This window comes from Citrobacter sp. RHB35-C21, from assembly GCF_013816515.1.
GTDB lineage: Bacteria > Pseudomonadota > Gammaproteobacteria > Enterobacterales > Enterobacteriaceae > Citrobacter > Citrobacter braakii.
Genome location: NZ_CP057147.1, coordinates 3,857,864 through 3,883,414 on the forward strand (window position 1 = coordinate 3,857,864; position 25,551 = coordinate 3,883,414).

A 25,551-nucleotide genomic window follows, 5' to 3' on the forward strand; every position below is an offset into this window, starting at 1 on the left:
TTTCCCTACGCTGTGTTAATAAGGATATCACTGTGATAACACGACATCTGATAAGCCTGGTGACTGGGGTGCTGTTTCTTTCCATCCTCGCGCCCGTAGGTTTAAGCCTGTGGCTGGCGCATCGTCAGGTCGAAACGAAATTTATCGATGAACTCGATATGTTCTCAACCCGAGTCGCATTACGTACGGAACGCGTAGGTGAACAGGCCAAAAAAGCGTTGCGCCATATTGAAGCTTTTCAGGGTGAACCTTGTAGTGAAGAGCATCTGCTTGAAATGCGTCGTTTGTCATATAGCTATCGCTATATTCAGGAAGTGCTGTACCTCAAAGATAACGTTCCACAATGCTCATCCCTGGAAAAAAGAAGCCGGGCAGCCGCGTTTCCTCCAGCAATGAAAATCACGCCCGATGGCTACCACGCATGGTTGACCATGCAAAACGATTTGGGCATCAAGCGTTTTATGGCGGCATTAGGTAGCAAGCATTACGTCGTGATGATCGATCCCGGTTCTTTTATTGATGTCATCCCGTTTGGCTCATGGCCGATTGAAGTTGCTATCATTGGTACCGCGCGTAACACGGTGGTAGCCAGTAGCACCGATCTGCCACCGGATGTTTTACAACATATGCAACTAGAGCATTCGATTACCCATCTTCAGAAAGACGGCAGTATTTATAACGCCCGCCCCTTCCCCGAACTGGGCATTACGGTTGTAACCTGGGCATCCACTGTACCTTTGCAAAAGAGCTGGCACCGACAAGCGCTAATCTGGCTGCCGGCAGGGATCCTCCTCGGCTTACTCACCGCAGCCTTTATTCTGCGTATTTTGCGCCGTTTACAGTCCCCTCATCACCAGTTGCAGAACGCTATCCAGCATCGGGATATCAAGGTCTACTACCAGCCGATTATCTCGCTCAAAACGGGGAAAGTGGTCGGGGCAGAAGCGCTGGCTCGCTGGCCACAGGCCGACGGGAGCTATCTGTCGCCTGAGATTTTCGTCGCACTGGCGCAAGAGACCGGACTTTCAGAGCCGCTCACCCGTTTGATTATTGAAAGCGTATTTGACGATTTAGGAAAATGGCTGCGTCAATATCCCCACCAGCATATATCCATTAACCTTGAGTCAGCCGATCTGACCTCCGAAACGCTTCCAGCTCTGTTAAGCCAGAAGGTGAACCACTGGCAACTTAAGCCTGCACAAATCGCGCTGGAACTGACCGAACGCGAATTTGCCGACCCAAAAAACAGCGCGCCGTTTATTGCTAAATACCGACAGGCAGGCCATTCGATCTATATTGATGATTTTGGTACCGGCTATTCGAGTCTTAGCTATTTGCAGGATCTGGATGTGGATATCTTGAAGATCGACAAATCGTTCGTCGATGCGCTGGAGTACAACAACGTCACGCCGCATATCATCGAGATCGCGAAAACGCTGAAGCTGGAGATGGTGGCAGAAGGTATTGAAACCGAGAATCAGGAAGCCTGGCTACGCCAGCACGGCGTGCAGTACGGTCAGGGCTGGCTCTACAGTAAAGCGCTGCCGAAAGCGGAATTTATTCTGTGGGCAGAAAAACGGCTTTAGCATGGCTGTTGATGGTGAGATGGCTGGCGGCACGCCGCACAGCCAGTCACATCACTCTTCCATAATGGGCGCAAATCCACCGTAGATCATTCGCTTGCCATCAAATGGCATAGATTCACCGAATTCCTTCATACGGGGATCGGACATCATCTTCTGATTCGCCGCATCGCGGACCTCTTTGGAAGGGTATTCAATCCAGCTGAATACCACTTCTTCATGATCCTGCGCTTTCACAGCCATGCGAAAATCGGTCAGTTTGCCGTCGGGGACATCATCTGCCCAGCACTCCACCACGCGCAATGCACCGAACTCCTTGAAAAGCGGAGCTGCTTTTGCCGCCATCGCAATGTACGCCTCCTTGTTTTCAGCGGGTACGGCAACCACAAAGCCATCAACATACTTCATGAGAAAAACCTCCGAAGTGTACTGCGCGGCAAGCCGATTCCGGCCGCGTCAGTCGAGGTTAAGTTTAGTCGCCAGCAGGCGATCGTGCCCCAGGCGCATTCCTGATACGAATACGCGCCTGCGGCTGATGGCAAAACCATGGCAGGCAAATTTGAATCAGCGGCCCAATAGCCAGTGCATACAGCACCGTTCCAAACCCAACGGTTCCCCCCAGCAGCCAACCAATAAGCAACACGGACACTTCGATTGCGGTTCGAATTCGTCGTACTGGCCAGCCGGTACGCGCGTGAATTCCAGTCATCAGACCGTCACGCGGGCCCGCGCCAAAACCGGCACCAATGTACAGAGCGGTTGCTAACGCATTCAGTATCACCGCTGACACCAGTAGCCCACTGCGCGCCAGCAGGGATTCAAATCCCGGAATCACCAGCAGCGCGACATCTGCCGCCAGTCCAATCATAATCACGTTGCTCAACGTGCCAAAACCTGGGCGCTGGCGTAGCGGTATCCACGCCAGAAGCACCAACACACCCACGGCAATAATCACCACGCCGATGTTCATCGACAGTAAATTTGCCACCCCCAGGTGAAACACGTTCCACGGATCGGCCCCTAAATCGGCACGGACAAACATCGCCGTCGACACACCGTACAGCGTCAGCCCAATAAACAGCTGAAGTAAACGACGCAGCATGTTCTTCCCCTCTTACTCTCAGATAACTTTCATCTTCACCGCAATTGGCACTATGATTAATGTCCAGTTTTCAAAAAGTGGACTGCTATGTCATCTCGCCGTTACGGAAGCCAGTCTTTGCAACGCCTGCTCGGACACTGGCAGGAAAGTCCCTCGCGAACGCCCATCTGGCGACAGCTGGCAGAAGCGTTACGTTTGCTGATCCTCGATGGACGACTGGCGCTGGATAGCCGCTTGCCCGGTGAACGCGAACTCGCTGCCGTTCTGCAAGTCAGCCGAACCACCGTCGCCAGCGCCATGGCGCAACTGCGTGAGGAGGGATATCTGGAAAGCCGACATGGTAGCGGTTCACGGGTGATCCTGCCGGAACACATTCGCCATGTGCCAACGCGGACCAGCACTGGCACAGCGCTTGATTTGTCCACGGCAGCGCTGAGTGCCGGTCCTGAAATTCATCAGGCTTACCAGCAGGCTCTGTTCGCAATGCCGCAGCATCTGCTGAGCTCCGGGTATCTACCGCAGGGACTGTCGGTTTTGCGTGAATCCATCGCCCGGCATTATTGCGAACGCGGACTCCCGACGCAGCCCGACGAAATAATGGTCGTGAACGGCGCGGTCAGCGGTCTGGCGTTGATCCTGCGTTTACTCACCGGCCCCGGCGATCGCGTAGTGGTAGATCACCCCACTTATCCGCTGGCCATTGCAGCAATACAAGGGGCGTCATGTCGCCCCGTCGGCGTGTCGCTGCCCGAGCACGGTTGGGATACGGCGGGTCTGGTCGCCACCATCGCGCAAACTGCACCGAGAATGGCCTATCTGATGCCGGATTTTCACAACCCGACCGGGCGCTGTATGGACACCGCTACTCGCCAGGTCGTGGCGGATATTGCTGAAAGAACCCGCACGACGTTGGTGGTCGATGAGACCATGGTGAACCTGTGGTATGACGCCCCACCGCCACCGCCGCTTGCCGCATTCAATCGCGATGCCCCGATCATCCTGCTCGGTTCAGCAGGGAAAAGCTTTTGGGGCGGATTACGTCTGGGCTGGATTCGGGCGTCGGCGCGTACCATTGCCGCGCTGGTCCAAACCCGCGACACCTTCGATTTGGGCTCCCCGGTGCTTGAACAACTCGCCACCAGTTGGCTGCTGGATAACGCTGAGGACTTTCTTCCTGACAGAAGACGCCGGCTCACATCACAGCGAGACCTGTGCTCGCGCCTGATGAACTCACATTTTCCGGAATGGCAATTTACCCAGCCACAAGGAGGACTCTCTTTCTGGGTTGAACTGCCTGATACGCTGGCGACGCTCTTTGCCACGCGCGCCGAAAGTGCAGGCATTCAGTTGGGAACCGGTACGCGGTTCGGCCTTGATGGCGCATTCGACCGATTTTTGCGTATGCCCTTCACGTTGCCGGATGACACAGCGTGTGCCGCCTTCAGAGTGTTGCAACCCATTTGGGATAGCCTGCGCTTGCAGGCCAGCAGTGGGAAAATGCGTAAAATAATCTAAACGACGAGTTAAAGGACTCGCTCTTGAATGCCGTGATGGACGAGGAGGTCCTGGCAATACTACCGCTGAGGAGGAACCGGAAAACCCTTCAGGGAAATCACGAAATTCTCACCATCTTTCTTAATTTTTGCCCCAGCATCACACCAGTCGGAGGCAATACGGAAGAACTCATCGCTGCCGACATTCCAGCTCAGACGAACGTGTTTCACATAACCGGAGCGTAGCATTTCACAGGCTTCGCCATAATTACAGGCGGTTGAGAGCGATTGTTGTTTCATTTTTTCTTCTTCAGTAATCTTCGCAATGCTTTGATTTCTTTAGGAGTCAGTGCGTCAACTACGGATTCTTCCGTATGCTGGCTATCGATATCCTCAGCGGAGACTCCCACCTCTTCAATGGCGGAAAACGCGATCAGTAGCAGTTTTTCCGTGGCGATACTCAAATTTTCATTATGCACTTCAGCATAATGGCGAAGCTTTTCTTTTAGCGTCTCATCAACTTTGACATTCAATACAGCGGTCGACATCGTAGAAAATCCTTGTGGTCAGCCACAACACACCGGATGTAAGACCATGTCATTACAGCGCAATGGCGGCGGCAAAAGCTCAAATAACATCCCCAAAACACAGTGACAGTATTTGATGACAATAAAATGACGATACGATGACAAAGAAAAGAAGATAAACAGAAGAGAAATTGCCGAACGGCAGAATTGGGTGGGGGCCCTGCCAGCTACATCCCGGCACACACGTCATCTGCCTTGGCTGCTTCCTTCCGGACCTGACCTGGTAAACAGAGTAGTGTTGCGGGAGAACCAACAGAGCCCCCATTGAGAGCGTTGTTAACCAACGCGCAGGCGCATTATCACTGCTGCACCCTGTAATTGCAACCCATCCAGCATCGGATGCTGTTTTCTTGTGCAATGCGGCTTCACTCCTTCGCCATTCGGCATTATGCTGGAGGATTAGCGCAGGAATAAATGATGGATATACAGGACTCTTTCCCCCAACGCGTCTGGCAAATCGTCGCTTCAATCCCCGAAGGTTTCGTCACCACGTATGGCGATGTTGCCCGGCTTGCGGGATCGCCGCGCGCTGCGCGTCAGGTAGGCGGCGTGCTTAAGCGTCTCCCCGAAGGTAGCACCCTGCCCTGGCATCGGGTGGTCAATCGCCATGGGGCCATTTCGCTGACAGGTCCCGACCTGCAACGACAACGTCAGGCGTTGCTGGCAGAAGGAATAGTGGTTTCAGGAAGCGGACAGATCGATTTACAGCGCTATCGCTGGGTGTACTAACCCTCTCCAGGCGGAGAGGGTTACAACGACCTTAGTACTGCGTGGGAGCCGGAACCGCAGATGATGGATTCACCTGGGTTGGTGAAGTAGACGGAACCGTGGTTGTAGCCCCACCGCTCGCCTGAACCGGTACTGCTGTTTGCTGTACCGGGACCAGCGTCAGGTCAGCTTTAGTCCCACCCTGATTGATGACCGTCTGAACGGTATCAGTAATAAAGACCAGTTTATCATTTACCGTAATAGCCGCACTCAGCAGAATACGGGCGTTAGGTTGAATATCTGCCGGGTTGAACGGTAATACAAAGCTGAAAGGCGCCTGTTTACCTTCAGTACGAACCGCTTTTTGCGACAGCACTTTTGACGGCGCATCGGCCAGTGAAGCATCTGACAGTGTAACGGTTAGCACCGCATCGGGTGGCAAGGCCACTTTCTGACGGATCCATACTGTACCGGAGACATTTGGCTGCTGAATTTTAGACTGTGTGTCAGAAATTGAGGTATTAGGGCTTGGCGCAGGTGTCTGAATATCAGCGCTTTTATCGGCACAGGCCGCCAGAGCGACTGCAACCGCTAAACCACTTACCATGTGCACGAGTTTCATTAAATTCTCCTTATCATCTATGCACCAGCGAGAACTTTCCTCGCCAGAAGAGTGGTTAACAAAAACATAACGTGACTAAGTGTGGCACAAGACAGCTATTTTTGCCTGTAATAGGCCAGTAATTCAGACAATTGCACCCATCGGACCACTTTTAAAATTGCGTTATACTCTGCCTACCTCGCTGCGACATCGATATCACCTGGAGAGCACGTATGAGTCTGGCACTGAAAAATTTGCTGACATTGTTAAATCTGGAAAAAATTGAAGAAGGACTCTTTCGGGGCCAAAGTGAAGACTTAGGGTTACGTCAGGTTTTTGGGGGACAGGTTGTCGGTCAGGCGCTATATGCCGCAAAAGAAACCGTACCGGAAGAGCGTCTGGTACACTCTTTTCACAGCTACTTTTTACGCCCCGGCGATAGCCAAAAGCCCATCATCTATGATGTGGAAGTCCTGCGTGATGGTAACAGCTTCAGCGCGCGCCGCGTTGCCGCGATCCAGAATGGTAAACCCATTTTTTACATGACTGCCTCTTTTCAGGCACCGGAAGACGGATTTGAACATCAGAAAACCATGCCAGATGCGCCGGGTCCCGATGAGCTGAAATCAGAAACGGAAATTGCCCGCTCAGTGGCGCATTTGCTGCCGCCGCTGTTGAAAGAAAAATTTATCAACGATCGTCCGTTGGAAGTACGCCCTGTCGAGTTTCATAACCCCCTAAAAGGTCACGTCGCACCTCCGACGCGCCAGGTATGGATCCGAGCTAACGGCGTGCTGCAGGACGATCTGCGCGTCCATCAGTATCTGCTGGGTTATGCCTCAGACCTGAACTTCCTGCCTGTTGCGCTGCAACCGTACGGGATTGGCTTCCTGGAAAAAGGGATTCAGATCGCCACCATTGACCATTCCATGTGGTTCCACCGTCCGTTTAATATCAATGAATGGCTGCTGTATAACGTCGAGAGTACTTCGGCATCCGGTGCCCGGGGCTTTGTACGCGGAGAGTTTTATACCCAGGATGGCGTGCTGGTCGCTTCTACCGTACAGGAAGGGGTAATGCGTAATCGCAATTGAGAATTACCGGATGGTGGCGCAAAAGCGTTGCCATCCGGCAAATTGAGAATCAGGCGTTGTAAGCGTTCTCGCCGTGACTGTTTACATCCAGACCTTCGCGCTCCTGCTCTTCCGGTACGCGCAAACCAACCGTCATATCCGCCAGCTTATAGCCAATGAAAGCCACCACGCCAGACCAAACGATGGTGATCGCCACGCTTTCCAGTTGCACCAGCAGCTGATGCCCCATGGTCACGCCCTCGGCAAAGCCCACGCCTCCCAAAGAGCTGGCAGCGAAAACTCCGGTCAGGATACAGCCGACAATGCCGCACACGCCGTGAACGCCAAACACGTCACACGGATCGTCCACACGCAGAAAACGCTTCAGCATGGTCACGCCCCACAGGCCTGCCAGACCCGCAACGACACCGATAATCAGCGCGCCGCCGACACCGATATAGCCACATGCAGGTGTTACGCCCACCAGACCCGCAATGGCGCCAGAGCAGGCGCCCAGCAGAGACGGTTTACCACGCAGCGCCCATTCACCGAAGATCCATCCGAGGATGGCTGCAGCGGTGGCGACCACGGTATTGACGAAGGCCAGTGCGGCGATTTCATTTGCCGTACCCGCTGAACCAGCGTTAAAGCCAAACCAACCAATGTAGAGAATAGCGGTACCGGTGAAGACCATCGGCAGGTTATGCGGTTTAAAAGCTTCTTTGCCAAAACCGACACGTTTGCCAATCAGATACGCGCCTACCAGACCGGCAATCGCCGCGTTGATGTGCACAACCGTTCCGCCGGCAAAATCCAGCGCGCCGTGGGAAGCCAGCAAGCCGCCGCCCCAGACCATATGCGCAATGGGGATGTACGACAGCGTTAACCATACCACCACAAAAATCAGCACCGCGGAGAAGCGAATACGTTCAGCCAGCGCACCGACGATTAGCCCAACGGTGATGCAGGCGAACGAGCCCTGAAAAGCAACGTGAATGTACTGGTAGAAGCTCCCCGTTACCGCCGTCAGCGCAATATTCTTCAGCAATACCCAGTTGAAGTTACCGAAGAAATTATTTCCTTCGCCAAAGGCCAGTGAGTAGCCATAAACCACCCATAAAATACAAACCAGAGCAAATGTCACCGTAACCTGAGTCAGCATCGACAGCACGTTCTTACCGCGAATCAAACCGCCGTAGAACAGCGCAATGCCAGGGATGGTCATAAACAGCACCAGCGCGGTACAGATCATCATAAAAGCGTTATCCGCTTTATCCGCAACCGCCGGTGCCGCCATCGCCAGTCCCGGCAGCAGCGCCAGTGAAGCAATACCTGTTTTCATCGTTGCTATCTTCATTTTTTGGTTTCCTATCACTGTGTGCCAGACGTTACAGTGCGGCTTCGTCGGCTTCGCCGGTACGAATACGAATCACACGTTGCAGCTCGGCGACGAAGATTTTGCCGTCGCCAATTTTTCCGGTGTATGCCGCCTTACTGATGACATCAATCACGCCATCCAGTTGGTCGTCGGCAATCGCCACATCAATCTTCACCTTCGGCAGAAAATTGACGCTATATTCAGCCCCACGGTACAGCTCAGCATGACCTTTCTGTCGGCCAAACCCCTTCACTTCGGTGACGGTCAGCCCCTGAATACCAATAGACGACAATGCTTCACGGACGTCTTCCAGTTTGAACGGTTTGATTACCACGGTAACCAGCTTCATAGATCCCCTCCAGTCAGAATTCAGTAGTGGCTGCAGATACACGAGAGGAATATTGCAAGGGATGTGCCAGAAATGAAAAAGGCGGGATGATTCAGGTTCTCAGGGTACTTCCGGGAGAGAAAAAGAAAAAACGCACTATAACGGTGCATAGTGCGTTACATTTTTGCACCAGATTGTTGATTGCCGGATGGCAGCGTAAACGCCTTATCCGGGCTACGAGACCGCGCTGGCCCCAGACCGGGTAAGCGCCGCGCCATCAGGCGATAACAGAATCGTCTTGCGTACTGGCGGCTAACTCTTCACCCGCCAGCTGCAACTGATACATCTGCCAGTAACGGCCTTGCGCCGCGAGTAATTGCTGGTGCGTACCACGCTCAACCGCCTGACCGCGATGCAGCACCAGAATGGTGTCCGCATCGACAATCGTCGATAACCGATGCGCAATCACCACCAGCGTGGTGTGTTCACGTACCGCCGCCAGAGCTTGCTGAATGGCCTGTTCAGTACCGGAGTCAATACTGGCCGTGGCTTCGTCGAGGATCAACACCTGTGGCGTTTCAACCAACACCCGCGCCAACGCCAGCAGCTGTTTTTGACCAACGGAGAGATTATTGCCCTGCTCGCCCAGCCGGGTATGAATCCCCTCGCTCAGACCTCGCGCCAGTTCTGCCAGTTGCACGGTCTCCAGCGCCTGCCATACCCGCTCTTCTGAGATATCGCGGCCCAGCGTGACGTTCGCCAGGAAGGTATCTGCCATCACCACCGGATCCTGCTGCACCATGGCGATGCCCTGACGTAACGCACCGTGGCTCAGTGAAGACAGCGGCCGTCCATCAAGGCGGATTTCCCCCTGCGTCAGCGGGTAGTAACCCATCAGCAGGCTGGCGAGCGTGCTTTTACCACTGCCGGTGTGTCCGACCAAAGCAACAAAGCTGCGCGAAGGCACGGACAAACTGATATTTTGCAGCACCAGATTGTCGTCGCGATAGGCAAATGAAACGTTATCCACCTCAATGTCCCCGCTCTTTAGCGGTCGCTCATCTTCACCATAGCGCTGACGTGGCCCATCCATCAGTTCGAACACTCGCTCACCGGCGACAACCGCCTGCTGCAGCATTGATTGCTGAGTGGTCAACTCGATCAGCGGTTCGTTCAAACGGCCGAGGTAGCTGATAAACGCGTATAGCACGCCAACCTCGATCGAGCTGCCAGAGGTAAAACTGAACAGCATCAGCAATCCGCAGAGGATCAGCGCCGAGAAAAGGCTAAGCAGCGGGCGCAACAAAAAACCATCCAGTCGCAGGGTTTGCATACGCGCCATATAGTGCGAGCGGCTTGCTTCGCCCATTCTCTCGCCAAATCGCGCCTGCTGGCGGAACTGCTGGATAACACTCATGCCGTTGATGACTTCGTTAAAGCCATCGTTAATATCCGCCAGATAAGCGCGAACCCGGCGCACAATCGGGGTGCTGTAGCGTTGATAAATCACCATCACCACCAGCACGGCCGGGAAAATGGCCATCGCCACTAACGCCATACGCCACTCAAGGCTGAACATCGCTACCAGCATGGCGCCAATTAATGCCGCACTGCGCAGGACTGTTGCTACCACCGTCACGTACAGGTCGCGAATAACTTCGGTGTCGTTGGTCACGCGGGAGATTAGCTGCCCGACGGGTTGAGTATCAAAGGCGCTGAGCGGCTGGCGCAGCGCAGCGTCCATTACGTCGGTGCGCAACTGTTGTACTACGCCAACTGCCGCCTGGTTAAACAGCAATGACTGCGCGTAATGCAGGCCAGCCGCCAGCAGTTGCAGACCGATATATGCCGCAACCAGCCCGGCGACCATCGCCAGCGGCAGATTATTCTTCGCCACCATGTTATCGATAAAATAGCTAATCAGCAGCGGACCGCTGACTTCCGCCGCAGCCGCCACCCACAGCATGACTACCGCAATAGCCAGCTGTTTTCGCCATGGAGAGCCATACGCCAGCAATCTTTTCAGGGTCGGCCATAATTGCCCAAAACTACGCATTAGCCGCCTCCTCGTTTATCTCTGGTGCATCAGTCAGCGCCGCTTCCAGTTGCTGATAGCGGTACATATCGCGATACCAGCCAGGCTGCTGCACTAACGCATCATGCTCGCCGCGCTGGGCAATATGCCCATGCTGCATCACGATAATCTCACTGGCTTCCGTCAGGGCCGATAAACGGTGGGCGCTAATAATGACGGTTCTGCCTTCGCCCCACTGGCGCAGGTTATGCAGGATCTGATGCTCGGTACGACCATCTACCGCCGACAGCGCATCATCCAGAATCAGGATTTCAGCGTTCAGGAGTAGCGCTCGAGCGATAGAAATACGCTGTTTTTGCCCACCAGACAGCATCACCCCACGTTCGCCCACTTCGGTGTCGTAGCCCTGCGGAAGACGTAAAATATCCTCATGAACGCTGGCAAGGCGTGCCACATACTCGATATCTTCCTGCGTGGCCTGAGGGCGTCCTAACGCGATGTTATTGCCAACGGTATCCGAAAACAGGAATGGCGTCTGGCTGACAACTGCCAGCCGGCTGCGCCAGCTATCCAGTTGTAATCGCGTTAAGGGGATATCATGAAAGCGCACATCGCCGTGGGTGATATCAAAATGACGCTGAATCAGCGACAGCACCGTACTTTTCCCCGCGCCGGTAGGCCCACAAATGCCCAGCATCTGCCCAGGTTTAAGCTGGAAGTTCACATTTTCCAGCGCCGGGTGTGTCGTTTGCGGGTAGCAAAATTCGCGAATCGCCACCGCCAGCTCCCCACGCCCTTCCGGTACCGGTTCAGTGCCGTCATCCACCACCGGCGCTTCAGACAGCATGGCGCGAATACGGCTGTAGGCCGCGCTGCCACGTTCGACGATGTTAAACATCCATGCCAGCGCCAGCATCGGCCAAATCATCAAACCGAGATACATCATAAAGCTGGTGAGCTGGCCGAGCGTCAGCGAACCGTGCACCACCATCCAGCTTCCCCCAGCAATCGCCAGTAGGTTAGCCATGCCAATGGCGATATAAATCGTGGGATCAAAGCGGGCGTCAATGCGCGCCACGCGCAGGTTTTTCTTACCGGTATCTTCGGCATCGGCGGCAAATAATGCCGATTGCCGATCCTCCAGACCGAAGGCCTTAATCATGCGAATACTGGTCAGGCTTTCCTGAGTACGGTCGTTGAGACTGGAAAACGCCGCCTGCGCCAGCTTAAAGCGATTATGGAGTCGATCGCCGTAACGTTTGATCATCAACGCCATCACCGGCATCGGCAGCAGCGCAATTAACGTCAGCTGCCAGCTTATCTGCGTTGACATCACGATCAGCACCGCACATCCCATTACCAGCGAATCTACCAGCGTCAGCACGCCTTCTCCGGCGGCAAATACGACCCGATCAACATCGTTGGTCGCACGCGCCATCAGATCGCCCGTGCGGTGACGCAGATAAAATTCTGGATGCTGGCGACTCAACTGACGGTAATAATCTTCCCGCAGCTCAACCGCCAGTTGGTAGGATGCGCCAAACAGCAGCACGCGCCAGACATAGCGCAGCAAATAAACCACCACTGCAATCAGGGCAATTGTTCCCACCCACATCAGCAGCCACTCGGTGGTGAAGCGTTGAGTCGTCACGCCATCCACAATGATCCCGACCACTTTCGGCGGAATAAGCTGAAGGATAGCGATGATGATAAGCAGGGCCACCGCCCCGAGGTAGCGACGCCACTCCCGGCGGAAGTACCAGCTTAATTGAGCAAATAATCGCACGCGTTATGTCCTGACAAGATTTCCGGCAATAAGCGCCGGGAGAGTTATTCAATAGGGAGCGCAGTTGTGTATTTAATCTGTTCCATCGCAAAGCTGGAGGTGACGTCAGACAGGCCCGGTACGCTGTTCACCAGGCGCTTATAAAATTCATCGTAGCTTTTCATATCGGCGACCTGCACTCGCATCAGGTAATCATATTCCCCTGCCATACGCCAGAACCCCAGAACCTCCGGCATACCGGTGACTTCGGTGACAAAGCGGCAATACCATTCACTGCTGTGATGCTGAGTCTTAATCAGCACAAACGCGGTCAGCCCCAGCCCCAGTTTTTCTGGATCTAACAGGGCGACTCTACCCAGCAGGATACCGTCATCCTCAAGCCGTTTGAGGCGTTTCCAGCAGGGGGTGGTAGTCAGATTAACGGCATCTGCTAACGCCTGCAAAGAAAGGGTGCAGTCCTGTTGCAGTAAGCTAAGCAGCTTACGGTCAATTTTGTCTAACATATCCACTCCACAGAGAAGAATTTTCTCCTTACATTCTATTTTAAAGGCTAAATGGCAACAATTTTTTCCGTGCTTTTCGCTATTCTTGGCACAAAATGACAAATGGATATCTATTAATGATGAATAGCTCCTGGGTTAAAAACGCCATCAATGAAATCAACGCGGATTATCAGCGTTCTGCGGATACGCATCTCATTCGTCTGTCGCTACCGGCGTTCCCGGGCATTCAGATCTATTTAAAAGATGAGAGCACGCATCCCACCGGGAGCCTGAAGCATCGTCTGGCGCGTTCACTGTTTCTGTACGGATTGTGCAATGGCTGGATTAAAGAAGGCACCACCATCATTGAATCATCGTCCGGTTCAACGGCGGTTTCCGAGGCTTATTTCGCCCGATTGTTAGGGCTGCCGTTTATTGCCGTCATGCCTTCCTGTACGGCGAAGCGTAAAATTGAACAGATTGAGTTTTACGGCGGTCGCTGTCATTTCGTGGAAAGCGCCTGTGAAATCTATGCGGCCTCTGAACAGCTGGCGCGTGAGCTGAACGGTCATTACATGGACCAGTTCACTTATGCTGAGCGCGCTACCGACTGGCGTGGCAATAACAATATTGCTGACAGCATCTTCCGTCAGATGCAGTGCGAGCCCAACCCCGTCCCCCGCCATATTGTAATGAGCGCCGGAACCGGCGGCACCTCTGCAACCATTGGCCGCTATATTCGTTGTCAGGGCTACGACACCCGCCTGATGGTGGTGGATCCGGAAAACTCAGTCTTTCTGCCCTTCTGGCAGGATCGCGATGCAACGTTACGCAGCCCGGTAGGAAGCAAAATCGAAGGCATCGGCCGCCCACGTGTCGAACCCTCCTTCATTCCTGACGTAGTCGATGAAATGCTGCGCGTGCCGGATGCTGCAAGCGTGGCCACCGCACACTGGCTGGAAACGCAGTTGGGCCGCAAAGTGGGCGCTTCAACCGGCACCAACATGTGGGGAACGCTGCAACTTGCCGCCCGTATGCGCGATGCCGGAGAAAGCGGTTCACTGGTCACGCTGCTGTGCGACAGCGGCGAACGCTATCTTGAAACCTACTACAACCCGCAGTGGATCGACACGCACATCGGTGATTTAACGCCGTGGAAAGCGGAACTCACCCGGCTTCTGAACACCCATTAATGGGATAAAAAAAAGCCAGACGCGAAGTCTGGCTTGCTGGAAGGGATCTCTCATTCGGGGGAATAAGGTAGATGCGGATTGTCCAGCCAATGCGTCAAAAAGTGTGACACCGCCTGATTGCGGCAATGCCCAATCACCGACAAATGCGGCAGTTCAGCAATCAGTTGTGGCATCGCGTTTCCCATAATCAGGCCGCGCCCAACGCTACCTAACATTTCGCGATCGTTCATGGCATCGCCAAACGCCATACATTCGGCCATTGAATAACCTAAGTGGTCGCTTAGTACCTCCAGCGCCGATCCTTTGTTACAGCCCACCGGCAGCACCTCAAGGCAATCAACCGCGGAAAAACAGAGATTTGCCTGCTCACCCAGCGCCTCATTCAGTTGAATGCGTAATTGGATCAGGGAGTCATGATCCCCACAGAAACAGACTTTCGTTACCTGATGAGCCGGGATACGTTTCACATCGACGATCTGGTAGCGAAATCCGCTATACACATGCGCCTGTAGCAGCGATGGGATCTCTTGTCCGGTGAACCAACCGTTGTCATTAAAGACATGCATGCTGGCTGTAGTATCCCACTTCTGATGTAACACAATATCCGCCACAGTCGGATCCAGATCCTGACGGTGCAATACATCGCCCTCAACAGAGTGAATGCGCGTGCCGTTACCCGTGATCAAAAAGGCGTCCAGTGAGATAGAACCCAAAATATGGCGCATCTCCAGCACATGGCGGCCGGTGGCAAATGTCAGGGTGATCTCGCGTTCACGCAGGCGCGCCAGCGTTGAAAGCGTTTCGTCACCTAAATGGTGATTCGGCATCAAAAGGGTGCCATCCATATCAAATGCAGCCAGACGAGCCATTTCTTTCTCCACACTGTGACGCGGTTAACTTGTGATTCAGTATCACCTGAGATATACGGAAGTAATAGTGAATAGATAAAATGAATTGTTCCGGGTTTATTACACAAAATCATTCAAGTTGCATCCAGGCGGCAAGTGAATGAACGTCCAGGAGCATGCAGTGGCTGGGATGAATTAACGCCGCCAACAAAGAGGCAGCTTGAAGGATGACGTGTATATGAGATTGTTGAATCGCCTGAATCAGTACCAACGCCTGTGGCAGCCGTCGGCGGGAGAACCGCAGTCGGTGACCGTCGGGGAGCTGGCAGAACGCTGTTTTTGCAGCGAGCGCCACGTGCGTACCCTGCTGAAGCAAGCGCAGGATGCTGGCTGGCTGGAGTGGCACGCCCAGTCGGGGCGTGGGAAACGCGGGCAGCTGCGCTTTTTGGTGACGCCAGATTCGCTACGCAGCATTATGATGGAACAAGCGCTGCAAAAGGGGGAGCAACTTAGCGTACTGGAGCTGGCTCAGTTGGCGCCGGGAGAATTAAGAACGCTGCTCCAGCCGTTTATGGGCGGGCAGTGGCAAAACGACACGCCAACCCTGCGCATCCCCTATTACCGCCAGCTCGACCCTTTGCACCCTGGATTTCTCCCTGGTCGCGCAGAACAACACCTCGCCGGACAAATATTCTCGGGCCTGACCCGGTTCGACAGTATTACGCAACGCCCCTGCGGAGATTTAGCCCACCACTGGAATATCTCCGCCGACGGCCAGCGCTGGGATTTCTATATTCGTTCCACCCTGTACTGGCATAACGGCGATGCGGTCAGCAGCACACAGCTACATCAACAGTTGCTGAAGCTGTTAGAGCTACCCGCGTTAAATAAGCTGTTTATCAGCGTAAAGCGCATTGAGGTGACGCATCCCCAGTGCCTAACCTTTATTTTGCATCGCCCCGACTTCTGGCTGGCGCATCGTCTGGCAAGCTACAGCAGTCACCTGGCACATCCCGAACTCCCGTTTGTTGGTACCGGTCCGTTCCGGTTGACGCTGTTTACCCCTGACCTGGTGCGCATCGAGAGTCACGATCACTACCACCTGAGTCATCCGCTACTAAAAGCCATTGAATACTGGATAACCCCGCAGCTTTTCTCCCAGGATTTGGGCACCAGCTGTCGCCATCCGGTTCAAATTGCAATTGGTAAACCCGAAGAGCTTCCCATGCTAAGCCAGGTAAGCAGCGGGATCAGCCTCGGTTTCTGCTATCTCACGCTCAGAAAAAGCGCGCGGCTGAATACGCAGCAGGCCCGTCGCCTGGTCAATATTATCCACCGCTCTTCCCTGCTACAAACGCTTGACGTGGATGAAAACCTGATCACGCCAAGCAATGCGCTGCTGCCGGGATGGACGATCCCCCAATGGGATGAACTGGACGACGTGCCGCTACCGGAAAAACTTACGCTGGCCTATCACCTGCCGGTAGAGTTGCACGCCATGGCTGAACAGCTTCGCCAGGCGCTGGCGCTACTCGGCTGTGAATTAACGCTTATTTTTCATAATGCTAAAAACTGGGATGGCAACCATCCTTTAGCCCAGGCCGACCTGATGATGGGCGACAGGCTGATTGGCGAAGCACCTGAATATACCCTCGAACAGTGGCTGCGCTGCGATCAACTCTGGTCACATGTATTGAGCTCGCCAGCATATACTCATCTGCAAACCACCCTGGATGCCCTGCAAATCCAGGCCGATGAGGACGATCGTCATGCGGCTTTACAACACGTTTTCGCCTCGCTGATGCATGACGCGACCCTGACACCGCTGTTCAATTATCACTATCGTATTAGCGCTCCGCCGGGCGTGAACGGCGTACGCCTGAATCCTCGCGGCTGGTTTGAATTTACCGAAGCCTGGCTACCGCCTCCGTCGGCGTGAAGAAGCTGGTCGGCGACACGCCCTGGCGCTACCATAAGGGTTTCGTTATTTGTCAGGAAAAACCATGAAACGTGCCGTTGTTGTATTCAGTGGGGGTCAGGACTCCACAACCTGTCTGGCGCAAGCGCTGCATCAATATGATGAAGTGCACTGCGTGACCTTTGATTATGGTCAGCGCCATCGCGCTGAGATTGATGTCGCACGTGACCTGGCCTTAAAACTTGGCGCGCGTGCGCACAAGGTACTTGATGTAACGCTGCTCAGCGAACTGGCCGTCAGCAGCCTGACCCGCGATAACATTCCGGTACCCGATTACGAACCGGATGCGAACGGCATTCCCAATACCTTTGTGCCTGGGCGCAATATTCTGTTTTTAACGTTGGCGGCGATTTACGCGTATCAGGTGCAGGCGGAGGCGGTCATTACCGGCGTTTGTGAAACGGATTTCTCTGGATATCCGGACTGCCGCGATGAGTTCGTCAAAGCCTTGAACCATGCCGTAAGCCTGGGAATGGCGAAAGATATCCGCTTTGAAACCCCGCTGATGTGGATCGATAAAGCCGAAACCTGGGCACTGGCCGATTACTGGGGCAAGCTGGACCTGGTACGCGAAGAAACGCTGACCTGTTATAACGGCATCAAAGGTGACGGTTGCGGTCACTGCGCGGCCTGTAATCTGCGCGCCAACGGCCTGAACCATTATCTGGCAGATAAACCGGCAGTGATGGCGGCAATGAAGCAGAAAACAGGACTAAAGTGATCGTTTTGCCGGATGGCGGTGCACGCACCTTATCCGGCTTTCGACATTCACCGTGGTCAATATCGCCCATAAGCCTGATAAGCGAAGCGCCGTCAGGCTTCCTTCCATCACTTCACCATCTGCTCCAGTTTTTCGCGCAACTCCCCTTCCAGCGGTAGCGCCTTTTGCGTTTTCAAATCAATACAGACGAAGGTAATCAACGCGTCTGCCACCACCTGTCCTTCCGGCTCCAGGGTGATAGTCTGGTTCAACACACCGCTTTTGCCATTTAACTGTTGCACCTGACTGGTAATGGTCAGCAGGTCGCTCAGCACCGCAGGGCGGCGGTAGTTAATGTTAATATTCACGACCACAAAAGCGATGTTGTGTGCGGTCATCCACTGAAAGCTGTCGCTGTTTTCCAGGCCATCCCAGCGGGCTTCTTCCAGAAACTCAAGATAGCGAGCATTGTTAACGTGCTGATAGACATCAAGATGAAAACCACGAACTTTGATTTGTGTTTGCATAGCGCAGGAGCCTTACGTTGTTTTTATAGGAACACACTTCAGGGTAAGAGGTCATAACTGGTATGACCTCTACAGTCTGGCAAACTTTCAGCACTCTGCAAGTTATTAAAGTGTTAAAACTGCCAGATTGCGCTCTACCAGCGAACTCCCCATGCCCGGCACCTGCTTTAAGTCCTCCACCGTTTTAAACGGCCCGTACTCCTCACGATAGCTGACAATCGCCTGCGCTTTCTTCAGACCTACGCCATTCATGACTCGCGCTAAATCCTCCGCAGAAGCGCTGTTGATGCTTACCCTGGTGCCTTCATCATCGCTCGCTTTAGCCGGTTGCGTGGCTTTGCTTTGTGCTACTCCCGTAGCATCCGCTTTGGCTTGAGTCGCCGGGCTTTTGGCTACTGGCTCTGCAGCCAGTGCGCTTTGAGCCATACCGGCACAGGTCAATGAAAGGGTAATAAGCAGGGCTTTGATTCCATGTTTCATACTGTTTTCTCCTTGTTTGTTAACAGTGGAATCACGATAGCGAGGTGCAGAACGGCAGACAAACGGCAAATATCAGAAATGGAAAAGGCCGCGAAAGCGGCCTTTGGTTGATACAACTTTTTGCAATTTTTTGCGAGTAGCCTCGGTTATTGCTGCTGTTCCAGTGCGTCACCGACTTTAATTTTTGCGGCTTTACGCAGGTTGCTCATCAGCGCTTCAAAGACAATCTGCGCATTGTTCTGGGTAATCCCCTGAACCATCGCTTTCTTCTGCTCTTCAGGCATAGAACCGGCTTTCACCTCGTCCAGCGCCAGCAGTACAACGTTACCCTGCATGTCGTTCGCCACGCCGTAGCTCGGTTTGTCTTTCGCCGGCAGGCTCAGGCCAAAGGCCGCCTGACTCAGCGGATCCTGACCCGTACGGCTCAGCGTTTTCGCCTCGCCAAAGCTCAGACCCGCCGCTTTCATGGCTTCATCGCCTTTACCAGCTTTCAGATCCGCCAGCAGTTTATCGGCATCAAGCTTCGCCTGCTGCTCTGCTTTATTGTGCTTAACAAGCGCAGTTACCTGATCTTTCACTTCAGCCAGTGGTTTAACGGCTTCAGCTTTGTGCTCTGCAATACGCAGTACAAACGCGCGATCGCCATCCACGGTGATGATGTCAGAGTTACTGCCTGGCGTACCGTTCTCACCAACCAAACCACCATTGAAAATGATGTCAGCGACCGGTTTGAAGTTCAGCTCTTCCGGCAGGCTGTCACGGCTAAACCAGCCCGTTTCAACCGCTTTCATACCCGCCGCCTGCTCCGCACCCGCCAGGGATTCGTTATCGTTGCTGGCGGCATCGCTCACTTTCTGCTGCAGCGCATAGTAGGCATCCAGCGCTTTTTCCTGCTTCACTTTCGCCGCAATGTCGTCGCGGGCTTCGCTCAGCGGTTTAACCTGCGCAGGCTGCACGTCGTCAAGACGCGCAACGAGGAAACCAACGGAAGACTTAATCACACCTGACAGCTGGCCTTTCTCTTTCAGACCGGCATTCTTCAGCTCATCCGGGGTGGTGGAATCTTCCAGCCATCCCATATCACCGCCTTTACGGGCAGAGATGATGTCAGCAGATTTTTCTTTTGCCAGCGCAGCGAAATCACCGCCTTTGTTCAGCTCGTCCAGTACCGCTTTGGCTTCATCTTCCGTTTTGGTCTGAATGATGCTGTAGCGGTTACGCTGCGGCTGAGTGAACTGATCCTGATGCTGGTCATAATAAGCCTGAATATCAGCATCGCTGGCCGTCTCCTGCATAGCAGCAGCATCCAGCTTGATGTAGCTCACGCGGAACTGTTCCGGCGTCATAAAGTTGTTTTTATTCTGCTCGTAGTAGCTGGCAACTTCCTGCTCGGTAACAGACTGCTTCGCGGCCAGTGCGTTAACGTCAATTGTCGCCTCGCGAACGATACGCTGCTGTGCGACCAGCGCCGCCAGCTCGTCCGTTTCGCCTTTCAGCATGAAGTCCGTACCGGCAACGCCGTTAATCAGTTGCTGGGTAGTAAGCTGATTACGTAATGCCTGAGCGTACTGGTCTGCGGTCATTCCCATCTGATTAACAATCGCGTTGTAGCGATTGTTATCAAATTTACCGTCCACCTGGAACGCAGGCGTGGCGAAAATAGCCTGTTTAACCTGATCGTCGCTGATGTTGAGATTAAGCTCGCGGGAGTACTGATCCAGCAGCGCTTCGTCAATAAGACGATTCAGCACCTGCTGACGCAGCGTTTTCATGTAGCCTTCGTTCGCAGCCAGCTCGGAGTATTGATCGCCCAGCTGTTGCTGCATGCGGTTACGTTCGCTGTTGAACGCATTCTCGAACTGCCCGCGGCTAATCTCCTGGCCATTCACTTTGGCGGCGAAGTTATTGCCCCCGCCAATCAGGTAACCACTCACGCCGGTCAAAATGAACGACACGATAATGATACCGAAAATAATCTTGAGCACGAGACTGTTAGCAGCCGTGCGTAAGCTGTCCATCATGGTGTAACCACACTCCGCTGTAGATGACTATACGCGTTATCTCTCAAGCCGCCTGCGCGTTGTCACCACAGCGGCGGCAAGGATTTTGAGTATATATGCTTCACGCAGCATAGCGTTTCCTGAATGCTGCGTACAAAGGCCTATTGTGACAAGAAACAGGGGCAATTGTCAGCCCACAACGCGTAGAAAGTACCGGAATTACAAATAAAAAAGGCACATCAGTCGATGCGCCCTTGTACTTCGTCACATCCCCAAAGGGGAAATCACTTAGTTTACCGCGTCTTTCAGTGCTTTACCTGCACGGAAGCCCGGTACTTTAGCCGCGGCGATGGTGATCTCTTTACCTGTTTGCGGGTTGCGACCAGTACGGGCAGCACGCTCTTTAACGGCAAAAGTACCAAAACCTACCAGCGCTACGTCATCACCTTCTTTCAGAGATTCGGTAACAGAAGCAATAATTGCATCTAACGCACGTCCAGCCGCAGCTTTAGAGATATCAGCCCCTGCAGCAATTTTGTCGATCAGTTGAGATTTATTCACTCTTCTCTTCCTCTTTATAATTTATATCGCACCTGAATCCTTCAAAGTGCGAACGCGCAGCAGTTATATCAGGCCTGCCATGCCCTTACAACACCCGTTAATGATGGCAAGCCCAATCCGTCATCTAAATTAGCTATACAAAAAAAGGCTGGCAAGTCCGAAATGGCCTGCCAGCCCTGTTTTTATTAGTGCTCTTTGCGCGAGGTCACTATTTTGCGGTCACAACCTGCATTCCGGAGGGCTCATTTTGCAACGCGAGCGTCAGAACCTCCTCAATGCGTTTCACCGGATGGATGTCCAGATCGGCAATTACGTTGTCCGGAATCTCTTCCAGGTCGCGTTTGTTTTCGTCTGGAATTAAGACCGTTTTAATACCACCACGGTGTGCTGCCAGCAGTTTTTCTTTCAAACCACCAATAGGCAGAACCTGGCCACGCAGGGTGATCTCGCCGGTCATCGCCACGTCGGCGCGAACCGGGTTACCGGTCAGACAAGAAACCAGCGCGGTACACATGGCAATACCTGCACTTGGACCGTCTTTCGGCGTCGCCCCTTCAGGTACGTGAACGTGGATGTCGCGTTTTTCGTAAAAGTCCGGATTAATACCCAGTTTTTCCGCACGCGCGCGCACCACGGTCAGCGCAGCCTGAATGGATTCCTGCATGACTTCACCCAGAGAACCGGTGTAGGTCAGCTTACCTTTACCCGGTACGCAAGCGGTTTCGATGGTCAGCAGATCGCCGCCCACTTCCGTCCATGCCAGACCGGTTACCTGACCTACGCGGTTTTCGTTGTCCGCGCGGCCATAGTCAAAGCGCTGTACGCCCAGGTAGTCGTGCAGGTTGTCGCCATTGATCTCAATATGTTTCAGCGACTTGTCGAGCAGCAGCTGTTTCACCGCTTTACGGCACAGTTTGGAAATTTCGCGCTCCAGACTACGCACGCCAGCTTCACGGGTGTAATAACGAATAATGCCCACAATGGCGCTATCGTCGACCGTCAGCTCGCCTTTTTTCAGCGCGTTACGCTCAATCTGTTTCGGCAACAGGTGACGTTTAGCAATGTTCAGCTTCTCGTCTTCGGTATACCCGGACAGACGGATCACTTCCATACGATCCAGCAACGGTGCGGGAATATTCATGGAGTTAGAGGTCGCAACGAACATCACGTCGCTGAGATCGTAGTCCACTTCCAGGTAATGATCGCTGAACGCCACGTTCTGCTCTGGATCCAGCACCTCAAGCAGTGCGGAAGCCGGATCGCCACGCATGTCGGAAGACATTTTGTCGATCTCATCAAGCAGGAACAGCGGGTTTTTAACGCCCACTTTAGCCATTTTCTGGATCAGTTTACCCGGCATCGAACCAATATAGGTCCGGCGGTGACCGCGAATTTCAGCTTCATCACGCACGCCACCCAGCGCCATACGGATGTATTTACGTCCGGTTGCTTTAGCGATGGACTGTCCCAGAGAAGTTTTACCTACCCCCGGCGGCCCAACCAGGCACAGGATCGGCCCCTTGATTTTATTCACACGGCTTTGAACCGCGAGATACTCAAGAATACGGTCTTTGACACGTTCCAGACCGTAATGGTCAGTATCGAGGATTTCCTGAGCCTGACGCAGATCTTTTTTGACCTTGCTACGCGCATTCCACGGCACCTGAACCATCCAGTCGATGTAGCCACGGACTACGGTCGCTTCCGCTGACATCGGAGACATCATTTTCAGCTTCTGCAGTTCTGCTTCCGCTTTCTCTTTTGCCTCTTTCGGCATTTTCGCCGCGTCGATTTTACGCTTCAACGCTTCGTTTTCGTCCGGCGCATCGTCCATCTCGCCGAGCTCTTTCTGAATGGCTTTCATCTGCTCGTTCAGATAGTACTCACGCTGGGATTTTTCCATCTGCTTTTTCACGCGGTTGCGAATGCGTTTCTCAACCTGCAGCAGATCGATTTCAGATTCCATCATCGCCATCAGATATTCCAGACGTTCGTTAACGTCGGACATCTCCAGTACGGACTGCTTGTCAGCAAGCTTCAGCGGCATGTGCGCAGCGATGGTGTCCGCCAGACGTGCAGGATCGTCAATGCTGTTCAGCGACGTCAGCACTTCGGGCGGGATTTTCTTGTTCAGCTTGATATAGCCTTCGAACTGGCTGATAGCGGTACGCACCAGCACTTCCTGTTCGCGCTCATCAATAGCAGGCGAGTCGAGGTACTCCGCTTTCGCAGAGAAGTGCTCGCCGTTGTCAGACAGCGCTGAAATACGCGCGCGCTGTAACCCCTCGACCAGCACTTTTACGGTGCCGTCAGGCAGTTTCAGCATCTGCAAAATAGAGGCCACGGTCCCGACGGTGAAAAGATCGTTTACACCCGGCTCATCCGTTGACGCTTCTTTCTGGGCAACCAGCATGATTTTTTTATCATGGTCCATAGCCGCTTCCAGACAACGGATAGATTTTTCCCGCCCTACAAATAAGGGTATGACCATGTGCGGATAAACCACCACATCGCGCAACGGCAATACGGGGATTTCAATGCGTTCAGAACGCTCAGGATTCATAGAGCTCTCTCTTAGTTTAGTTTCCGCCAGGTAATCAGGTGGTACGACTGTGCTCCACACCACCTTTAACATGTATGTCAGTATATGGGGATGTTTCCCACACATTCAACGCCATGTTTACGGAAAAATAAAAGGGGAGATAAAATCCCCCCTTATTAATTAAATGTCTGTATGAATTGATGAATTATTCGCCAGATGCCTGCTGCGCTTCCGGCTTACCGTAAATCAGCAATGGCTTGCTCTGGCCGCCAATCACCGACTCATCGATCACCACTTTTTCGACGTCTTCCATAGAAGGCAGATCGTACATGGTGTCAAGCAGCGCGGCTTCGACGATAGAACGCAGACCACGAGCACCGGTTTTACGTGCCATCGCTTTCTTGGCGATCGCATCCAGCGCTTCCTCGCGGAATTCCAGATCAACACCTTCAAGATTGAACAGCGCCTGGTACTGCTTGGTCAGGGCATTTTTCGGCTCTTTCAGGATCTGGATCAGCGCTTCTTCACTCAGTTCGCTCAGCGTCGCTACAACCGGCAGACGCCCGATGAACTCAGGGATCAGACCAAATTTGATCAGATCTTCCGGCTCCACCTGCGACAGCAGTTCACCTTCACTGGCTTTATCAGACTGCGCTTTTACCGTTGCGCCAAAACCAATGCCGGAGCCCGTTTCAACACGGTTAGCAATGACTTTATCCAGACCGGCAAAGGCACCGCCGCAGATAAACAGGATCTTGGAGGTATCAACCTGCAGGAATTCCTGCTGAGGATGTTTACGCCCCCCCTGCGGTGGAACGGCAGCAACCGTACCTTCGATCAGTTTCAACAGCGCCTGCTGTACGCCTTCGCCGGAAACGTCACGGGTAATGGACGGGTTGTCAGACTTACGAGAAATCTTGTCGATTTCATCGATATAGACGATCCCGCGCTGTGCTTTCTGCACGTCGTAATCGCACTTCTGCAGCAGTTTCTGAATAATATTTTCAACATCTTCACCCACATAACCAGCTTCGGTCAGCGTGGTGGCATCGGCCATAGTGAACGGAACGTCCAGCAGGCGTGCCAGCGTTTCAGCCAGCAGCGTTTTACCGGAACCCGTCGGGCCAATCAGCAGGATGTTACTTTTGCCCAACTCGACGCCATTGCTGGTGTCGCCGTTGCGCAGACGTTTGTAATGGTTGTATACCGCGACCGCCAGCACTTTCTTCGCCTGCTCCTGACCGATAACGTAATCGTCCAGGTGGTTGCGAATTTCATGTGGCGTCGGCAGCGCACTGCGTTCACGGTGCGGTGCTACTTCCTTAATCTCTTCGCGAATGATGTCGTTACATAAATCAACACATTCGTCGCAGATATACACGGATGGTCCGGCAATCAGCTTACGCACTTCATGCTGGCTTTTGCCGCAAAAAGAGCAGTACAACAATTTGCCCGAGCCATCTTTGCGTTTATCTGTCATGGGTCAAAACCTCTTCTTTGTTCTTTGTGCCGCACACGACGACGCAAATGCCATTCTCAGGCGCAAGACGCTAGTCAGCGTTGTGC

Annotated in this window: 23 protein-coding genes, 1 other RNA gene and 1 pseudogene; 7 read left to right on the forward strand and 18 right to left on the reverse strand. The window is 53.5% G+C overall.

The annotated features are described in order from the left end of the window. The first annotated feature begins 32 nt into the window (after window positions 1-32). Window positions 33-1,586 carry an EAL domain-containing protein gene (locus HVZ39_RS18830; protein WP_103928974.1) on the forward strand — a complete coding sequence of 518 codons (1,554 nt, stop codon included), beginning with the start codon at window positions 33-35 and terminating at the stop codon, window positions 1,584-1,586. A 51-nt stretch (window positions 1,587-1,637) separates the two neighbouring features. On the opposite strand, the gene HVZ39_RS18835 is transcribed toward HVZ39_RS18830, so the two are convergent. Next, window positions 1,638-1,991 (reverse strand): DUF1428 family protein, encoded by a 354-nt coding sequence (locus HVZ39_RS18835; RefSeq protein WP_003831033.1) that lies wholly within the window; start codon window positions 1,989-1,991, stop codon window positions 1,638-1,640. A 64-nt stretch (window positions 1,992-2,055) separates the two neighbouring features. Next, window positions 2,056-2,685, reverse strand: a complete 630-nt coding sequence (locus HVZ39_RS18840) for a membrane protein (RefSeq protein WP_016155872.1) — start codon at window positions 2,683-2,685, stop codon at window positions 2,056-2,058. A gap of 87 nt (window positions 2,686-2,772) precedes the next feature. On the opposite strand from HVZ39_RS18840, the gene HVZ39_RS18845 reads away from it, so the two are divergent. Beyond that, the gene (locus HVZ39_RS18845; RefSeq protein WP_029139437.1) at window positions 2,773-4,200 is read left to right on the forward strand and encodes a PLP-dependent aminotransferase family protein; all 1,428 of its coding nucleotides are present in this window, start codon (window positions 2,773-2,775) and stop codon (window positions 4,198-4,200) included. 59 nt (window positions 4,201-4,259) lie between these two features. On the opposite strand, the gene HVZ39_RS18850 is transcribed toward HVZ39_RS18845, so the two are convergent. The 3 genes from HVZ39_RS18850 to ffs form a co-directional block, all read right to left on the reverse strand. Then, window positions 4,260-4,478: a hypothetical protein gene (locus HVZ39_RS18850; RefSeq protein ID WP_016152066.1), complete on the reverse strand. Its 219-nt coding sequence runs from the start codon at window positions 4,476-4,478 to the stop codon at window positions 4,260-4,262. Next, window positions 4,475-4,726: a hypothetical protein gene (locus HVZ39_RS18855; protein ID WP_047501909.1), complete on the reverse strand. Its 252-nt coding sequence runs from the start codon at window positions 4,724-4,726 to the stop codon at window positions 4,475-4,477. The genes HVZ39_RS18850 and HVZ39_RS18855 overlap by 4 nt, the downstream gene beginning before the upstream one ends. A gap of 197 nt (window positions 4,727-4,923) precedes the next feature. Next, window positions 4,924-5,020, reverse strand: an RNA gene (ffs, locus tag HVZ39_RS18860) — signal recognition particle sRNA small type. Window positions 5,021-5,170: 150 nt separating this feature from the next. Here ffs and HVZ39_RS18865 point away from each other — a divergent pair. Continuing rightward, a pseudogene (locus HVZ39_RS18865) lies at window positions 5,171-5,494 on the forward strand (MGMT family protein); the annotation flags it as partial. A gap of 31 nt (window positions 5,495-5,525) precedes the next feature. On the opposite strand, the gene HVZ39_RS18870 reads toward HVZ39_RS18865, so the two are convergent. Then, window positions 5,526-6,095: a YbaY family lipoprotein gene (locus HVZ39_RS18870; RefSeq protein ID WP_016152063.1), complete on the reverse strand. Its 570-nt coding sequence runs from the start codon at window positions 6,093-6,095 to the stop codon at window positions 5,526-5,528. A gap of 212 nt (window positions 6,096-6,307) precedes the next feature. Between HVZ39_RS18870 and tesB the strand changes: the two genes are divergently transcribed. Further along, window positions 6,308-7,168 carry an acyl-CoA thioesterase II gene (gene tesB, locus HVZ39_RS18875; protein ID WP_016152062.1) on the forward strand — a complete coding sequence of 287 codons (861 nt, stop codon included), beginning with the start codon at window positions 6,308-6,310 and terminating at the stop codon, window positions 7,166-7,168. Between the two features lie 49 nt (window positions 7,169-7,217). Here the strand turns inward: tesB and amtB are convergent, their stop codons facing one another. The 5 genes from amtB to decR form a co-directional block, all read right to left on the reverse strand. After that, on the reverse strand, window positions 7,218-8,504 hold the full coding sequence (amtB, locus tag HVZ39_RS18880) for an ammonium transporter AmtB (RefSeq protein WP_008783954.1): 1,287 nt from the start codon (window positions 8,502-8,504) through the stop codon (window positions 7,218-7,220). A gap of 31 nt (window positions 8,505-8,535) precedes the next feature. Next, window positions 8,536-8,874, reverse strand: a complete 339-nt coding sequence (glnK, locus tag HVZ39_RS18885; protein ID WP_003021657.1) for a P-II family nitrogen regulator — start codon at window positions 8,872-8,874, stop codon at window positions 8,536-8,538. 256 nt (window positions 8,875-9,130) lie between these two features. Then, window positions 9,131-10,909, reverse strand: a complete 1,779-nt coding sequence (locus HVZ39_RS18890) for a SmdB family multidrug efflux ABC transporter permease/ATP-binding protein (RefSeq protein WP_016152061.1) — start codon at window positions 10,907-10,909, stop codon at window positions 9,131-9,133. Further along, window positions 10,902-12,674 (reverse strand): SmdA family multidrug ABC transporter permease/ATP-binding protein, encoded by a 1,773-nt coding sequence (locus tag HVZ39_RS18895; RefSeq protein WP_181632834.1) that lies wholly within the window; start codon window positions 12,672-12,674, stop codon window positions 10,902-10,904. Before HVZ39_RS18895 ends, HVZ39_RS18890 begins: the two co-directional genes overlap by 8 nt. 44 nt (window positions 12,675-12,718) lie before the next feature. Beyond that, window positions 12,719-13,177 carry a DNA-binding transcriptional regulator DecR gene (gene decR, locus HVZ39_RS18900; protein WP_016152059.1) on the reverse strand — a complete coding sequence of 153 codons (459 nt, stop codon included), beginning with the start codon at window positions 13,175-13,177 and terminating at the stop codon, window positions 12,719-12,721. 116 nt (window positions 13,178-13,293) lie between these two features. On the opposite strand from decR, the gene HVZ39_RS18905 reads away from it, so the two are divergent. Next, the gene (locus HVZ39_RS18905) at window positions 13,294-14,349 is read left to right on the forward strand and encodes a PLP-dependent cysteine synthase family protein (RefSeq protein WP_094168793.1); all 1,056 of its coding nucleotides are present in this window, start codon (window positions 13,294-13,296) and stop codon (window positions 14,347-14,349) included. A gap of 50 nt (window positions 14,350-14,399) precedes the next feature. Here the strand turns inward: HVZ39_RS18905 and cof are convergent, their stop codons facing one another. Beyond that, window positions 14,400-15,218, reverse strand: a complete 819-nt coding sequence (gene cof, locus HVZ39_RS18910) for an HMP-PP phosphatase (RefSeq protein WP_047416875.1) — start codon at window positions 15,216-15,218, stop codon at window positions 14,400-14,402. A 217-nt stretch (window positions 15,219-15,435) separates the two neighbouring features. Here cof and HVZ39_RS18915 point away from each other — a divergent pair, with 217 nt between their 5' ends. Further along, on the forward strand, window positions 15,436-17,136 hold the full coding sequence (locus tag HVZ39_RS18915) for an SgrR family transcriptional regulator (protein WP_181632835.1): 1,701 nt from the start codon (window positions 15,436-15,438) through the stop codon (window positions 17,134-17,136). Window positions 17,137-17,200: 64 nt separating this feature from the next. Continuing rightward, window positions 17,201-17,896, forward strand: coding sequence for a 7-cyano-7-deazaguanine synthase QueC (gene queC / locus HVZ39_RS18920; RefSeq protein ID WP_003021638.1), 696 nt, complete (start codon window positions 17,201-17,203; stop codon window positions 17,894-17,896). A 107-nt stretch (window positions 17,897-18,003) separates the two neighbouring features. Here the strand turns inward: queC and fadM are convergent, their stop codons facing one another. The 6 genes from fadM to clpX form a co-directional block, all read right to left on the reverse strand. Continuing rightward, window positions 18,004-18,402, reverse strand: coding sequence for a long-chain acyl-CoA thioesterase FadM (fadM, locus tag HVZ39_RS18925; RefSeq protein WP_016152055.1), 399 nt, complete (start codon window positions 18,400-18,402; stop codon window positions 18,004-18,006). A 105-nt stretch (window positions 18,403-18,507) separates the two neighbouring features. After that, window positions 18,508-18,882, reverse strand: coding sequence for a helix-hairpin-helix domain-containing protein (locus tag HVZ39_RS18930; RefSeq protein WP_181632836.1), 375 nt, complete (start codon window positions 18,880-18,882; stop codon window positions 18,508-18,510). 146 nt (window positions 18,883-19,028) lie between these two features. Continuing rightward, a complete protein-coding gene (ppiD, locus tag HVZ39_RS18935; protein WP_016152053.1) occupies window positions 19,029-20,903 on the reverse strand; it encodes a peptidylprolyl isomerase in 1,875 nt (624 codons plus the stop codon). 267 nt (window positions 20,904-21,170) lie between these two features. Next, on the reverse strand, window positions 21,171-21,443 hold the full coding sequence (gene hupB, locus HVZ39_RS18940; RefSeq protein WP_003021629.1) for a nucleoid-associated protein HU-beta: 273 nt from the start codon (window positions 21,441-21,443) through the stop codon (window positions 21,171-21,173). Window positions 21,444-21,651: 208 nt separating this feature from the next. Next, window positions 21,652-24,006 (reverse strand): endopeptidase La, encoded by a 2,355-nt coding sequence (gene lon / locus HVZ39_RS18945; protein WP_016152052.1) that lies wholly within the window; start codon window positions 24,004-24,006, stop codon window positions 21,652-21,654. A gap of 184 nt (window positions 24,007-24,190) precedes the next feature. Next, window positions 24,191-25,465 carry an ATP-dependent protease ATP-binding subunit ClpX gene (gene clpX, locus HVZ39_RS18950; RefSeq protein ID WP_003831013.1) on the reverse strand — a complete coding sequence of 425 codons (1,275 nt, stop codon included), beginning with the start codon at window positions 25,463-25,465 and terminating at the stop codon, window positions 24,191-24,193. Between the last annotated feature and the right edge of the window lie 86 nt (window positions 25,466-25,551).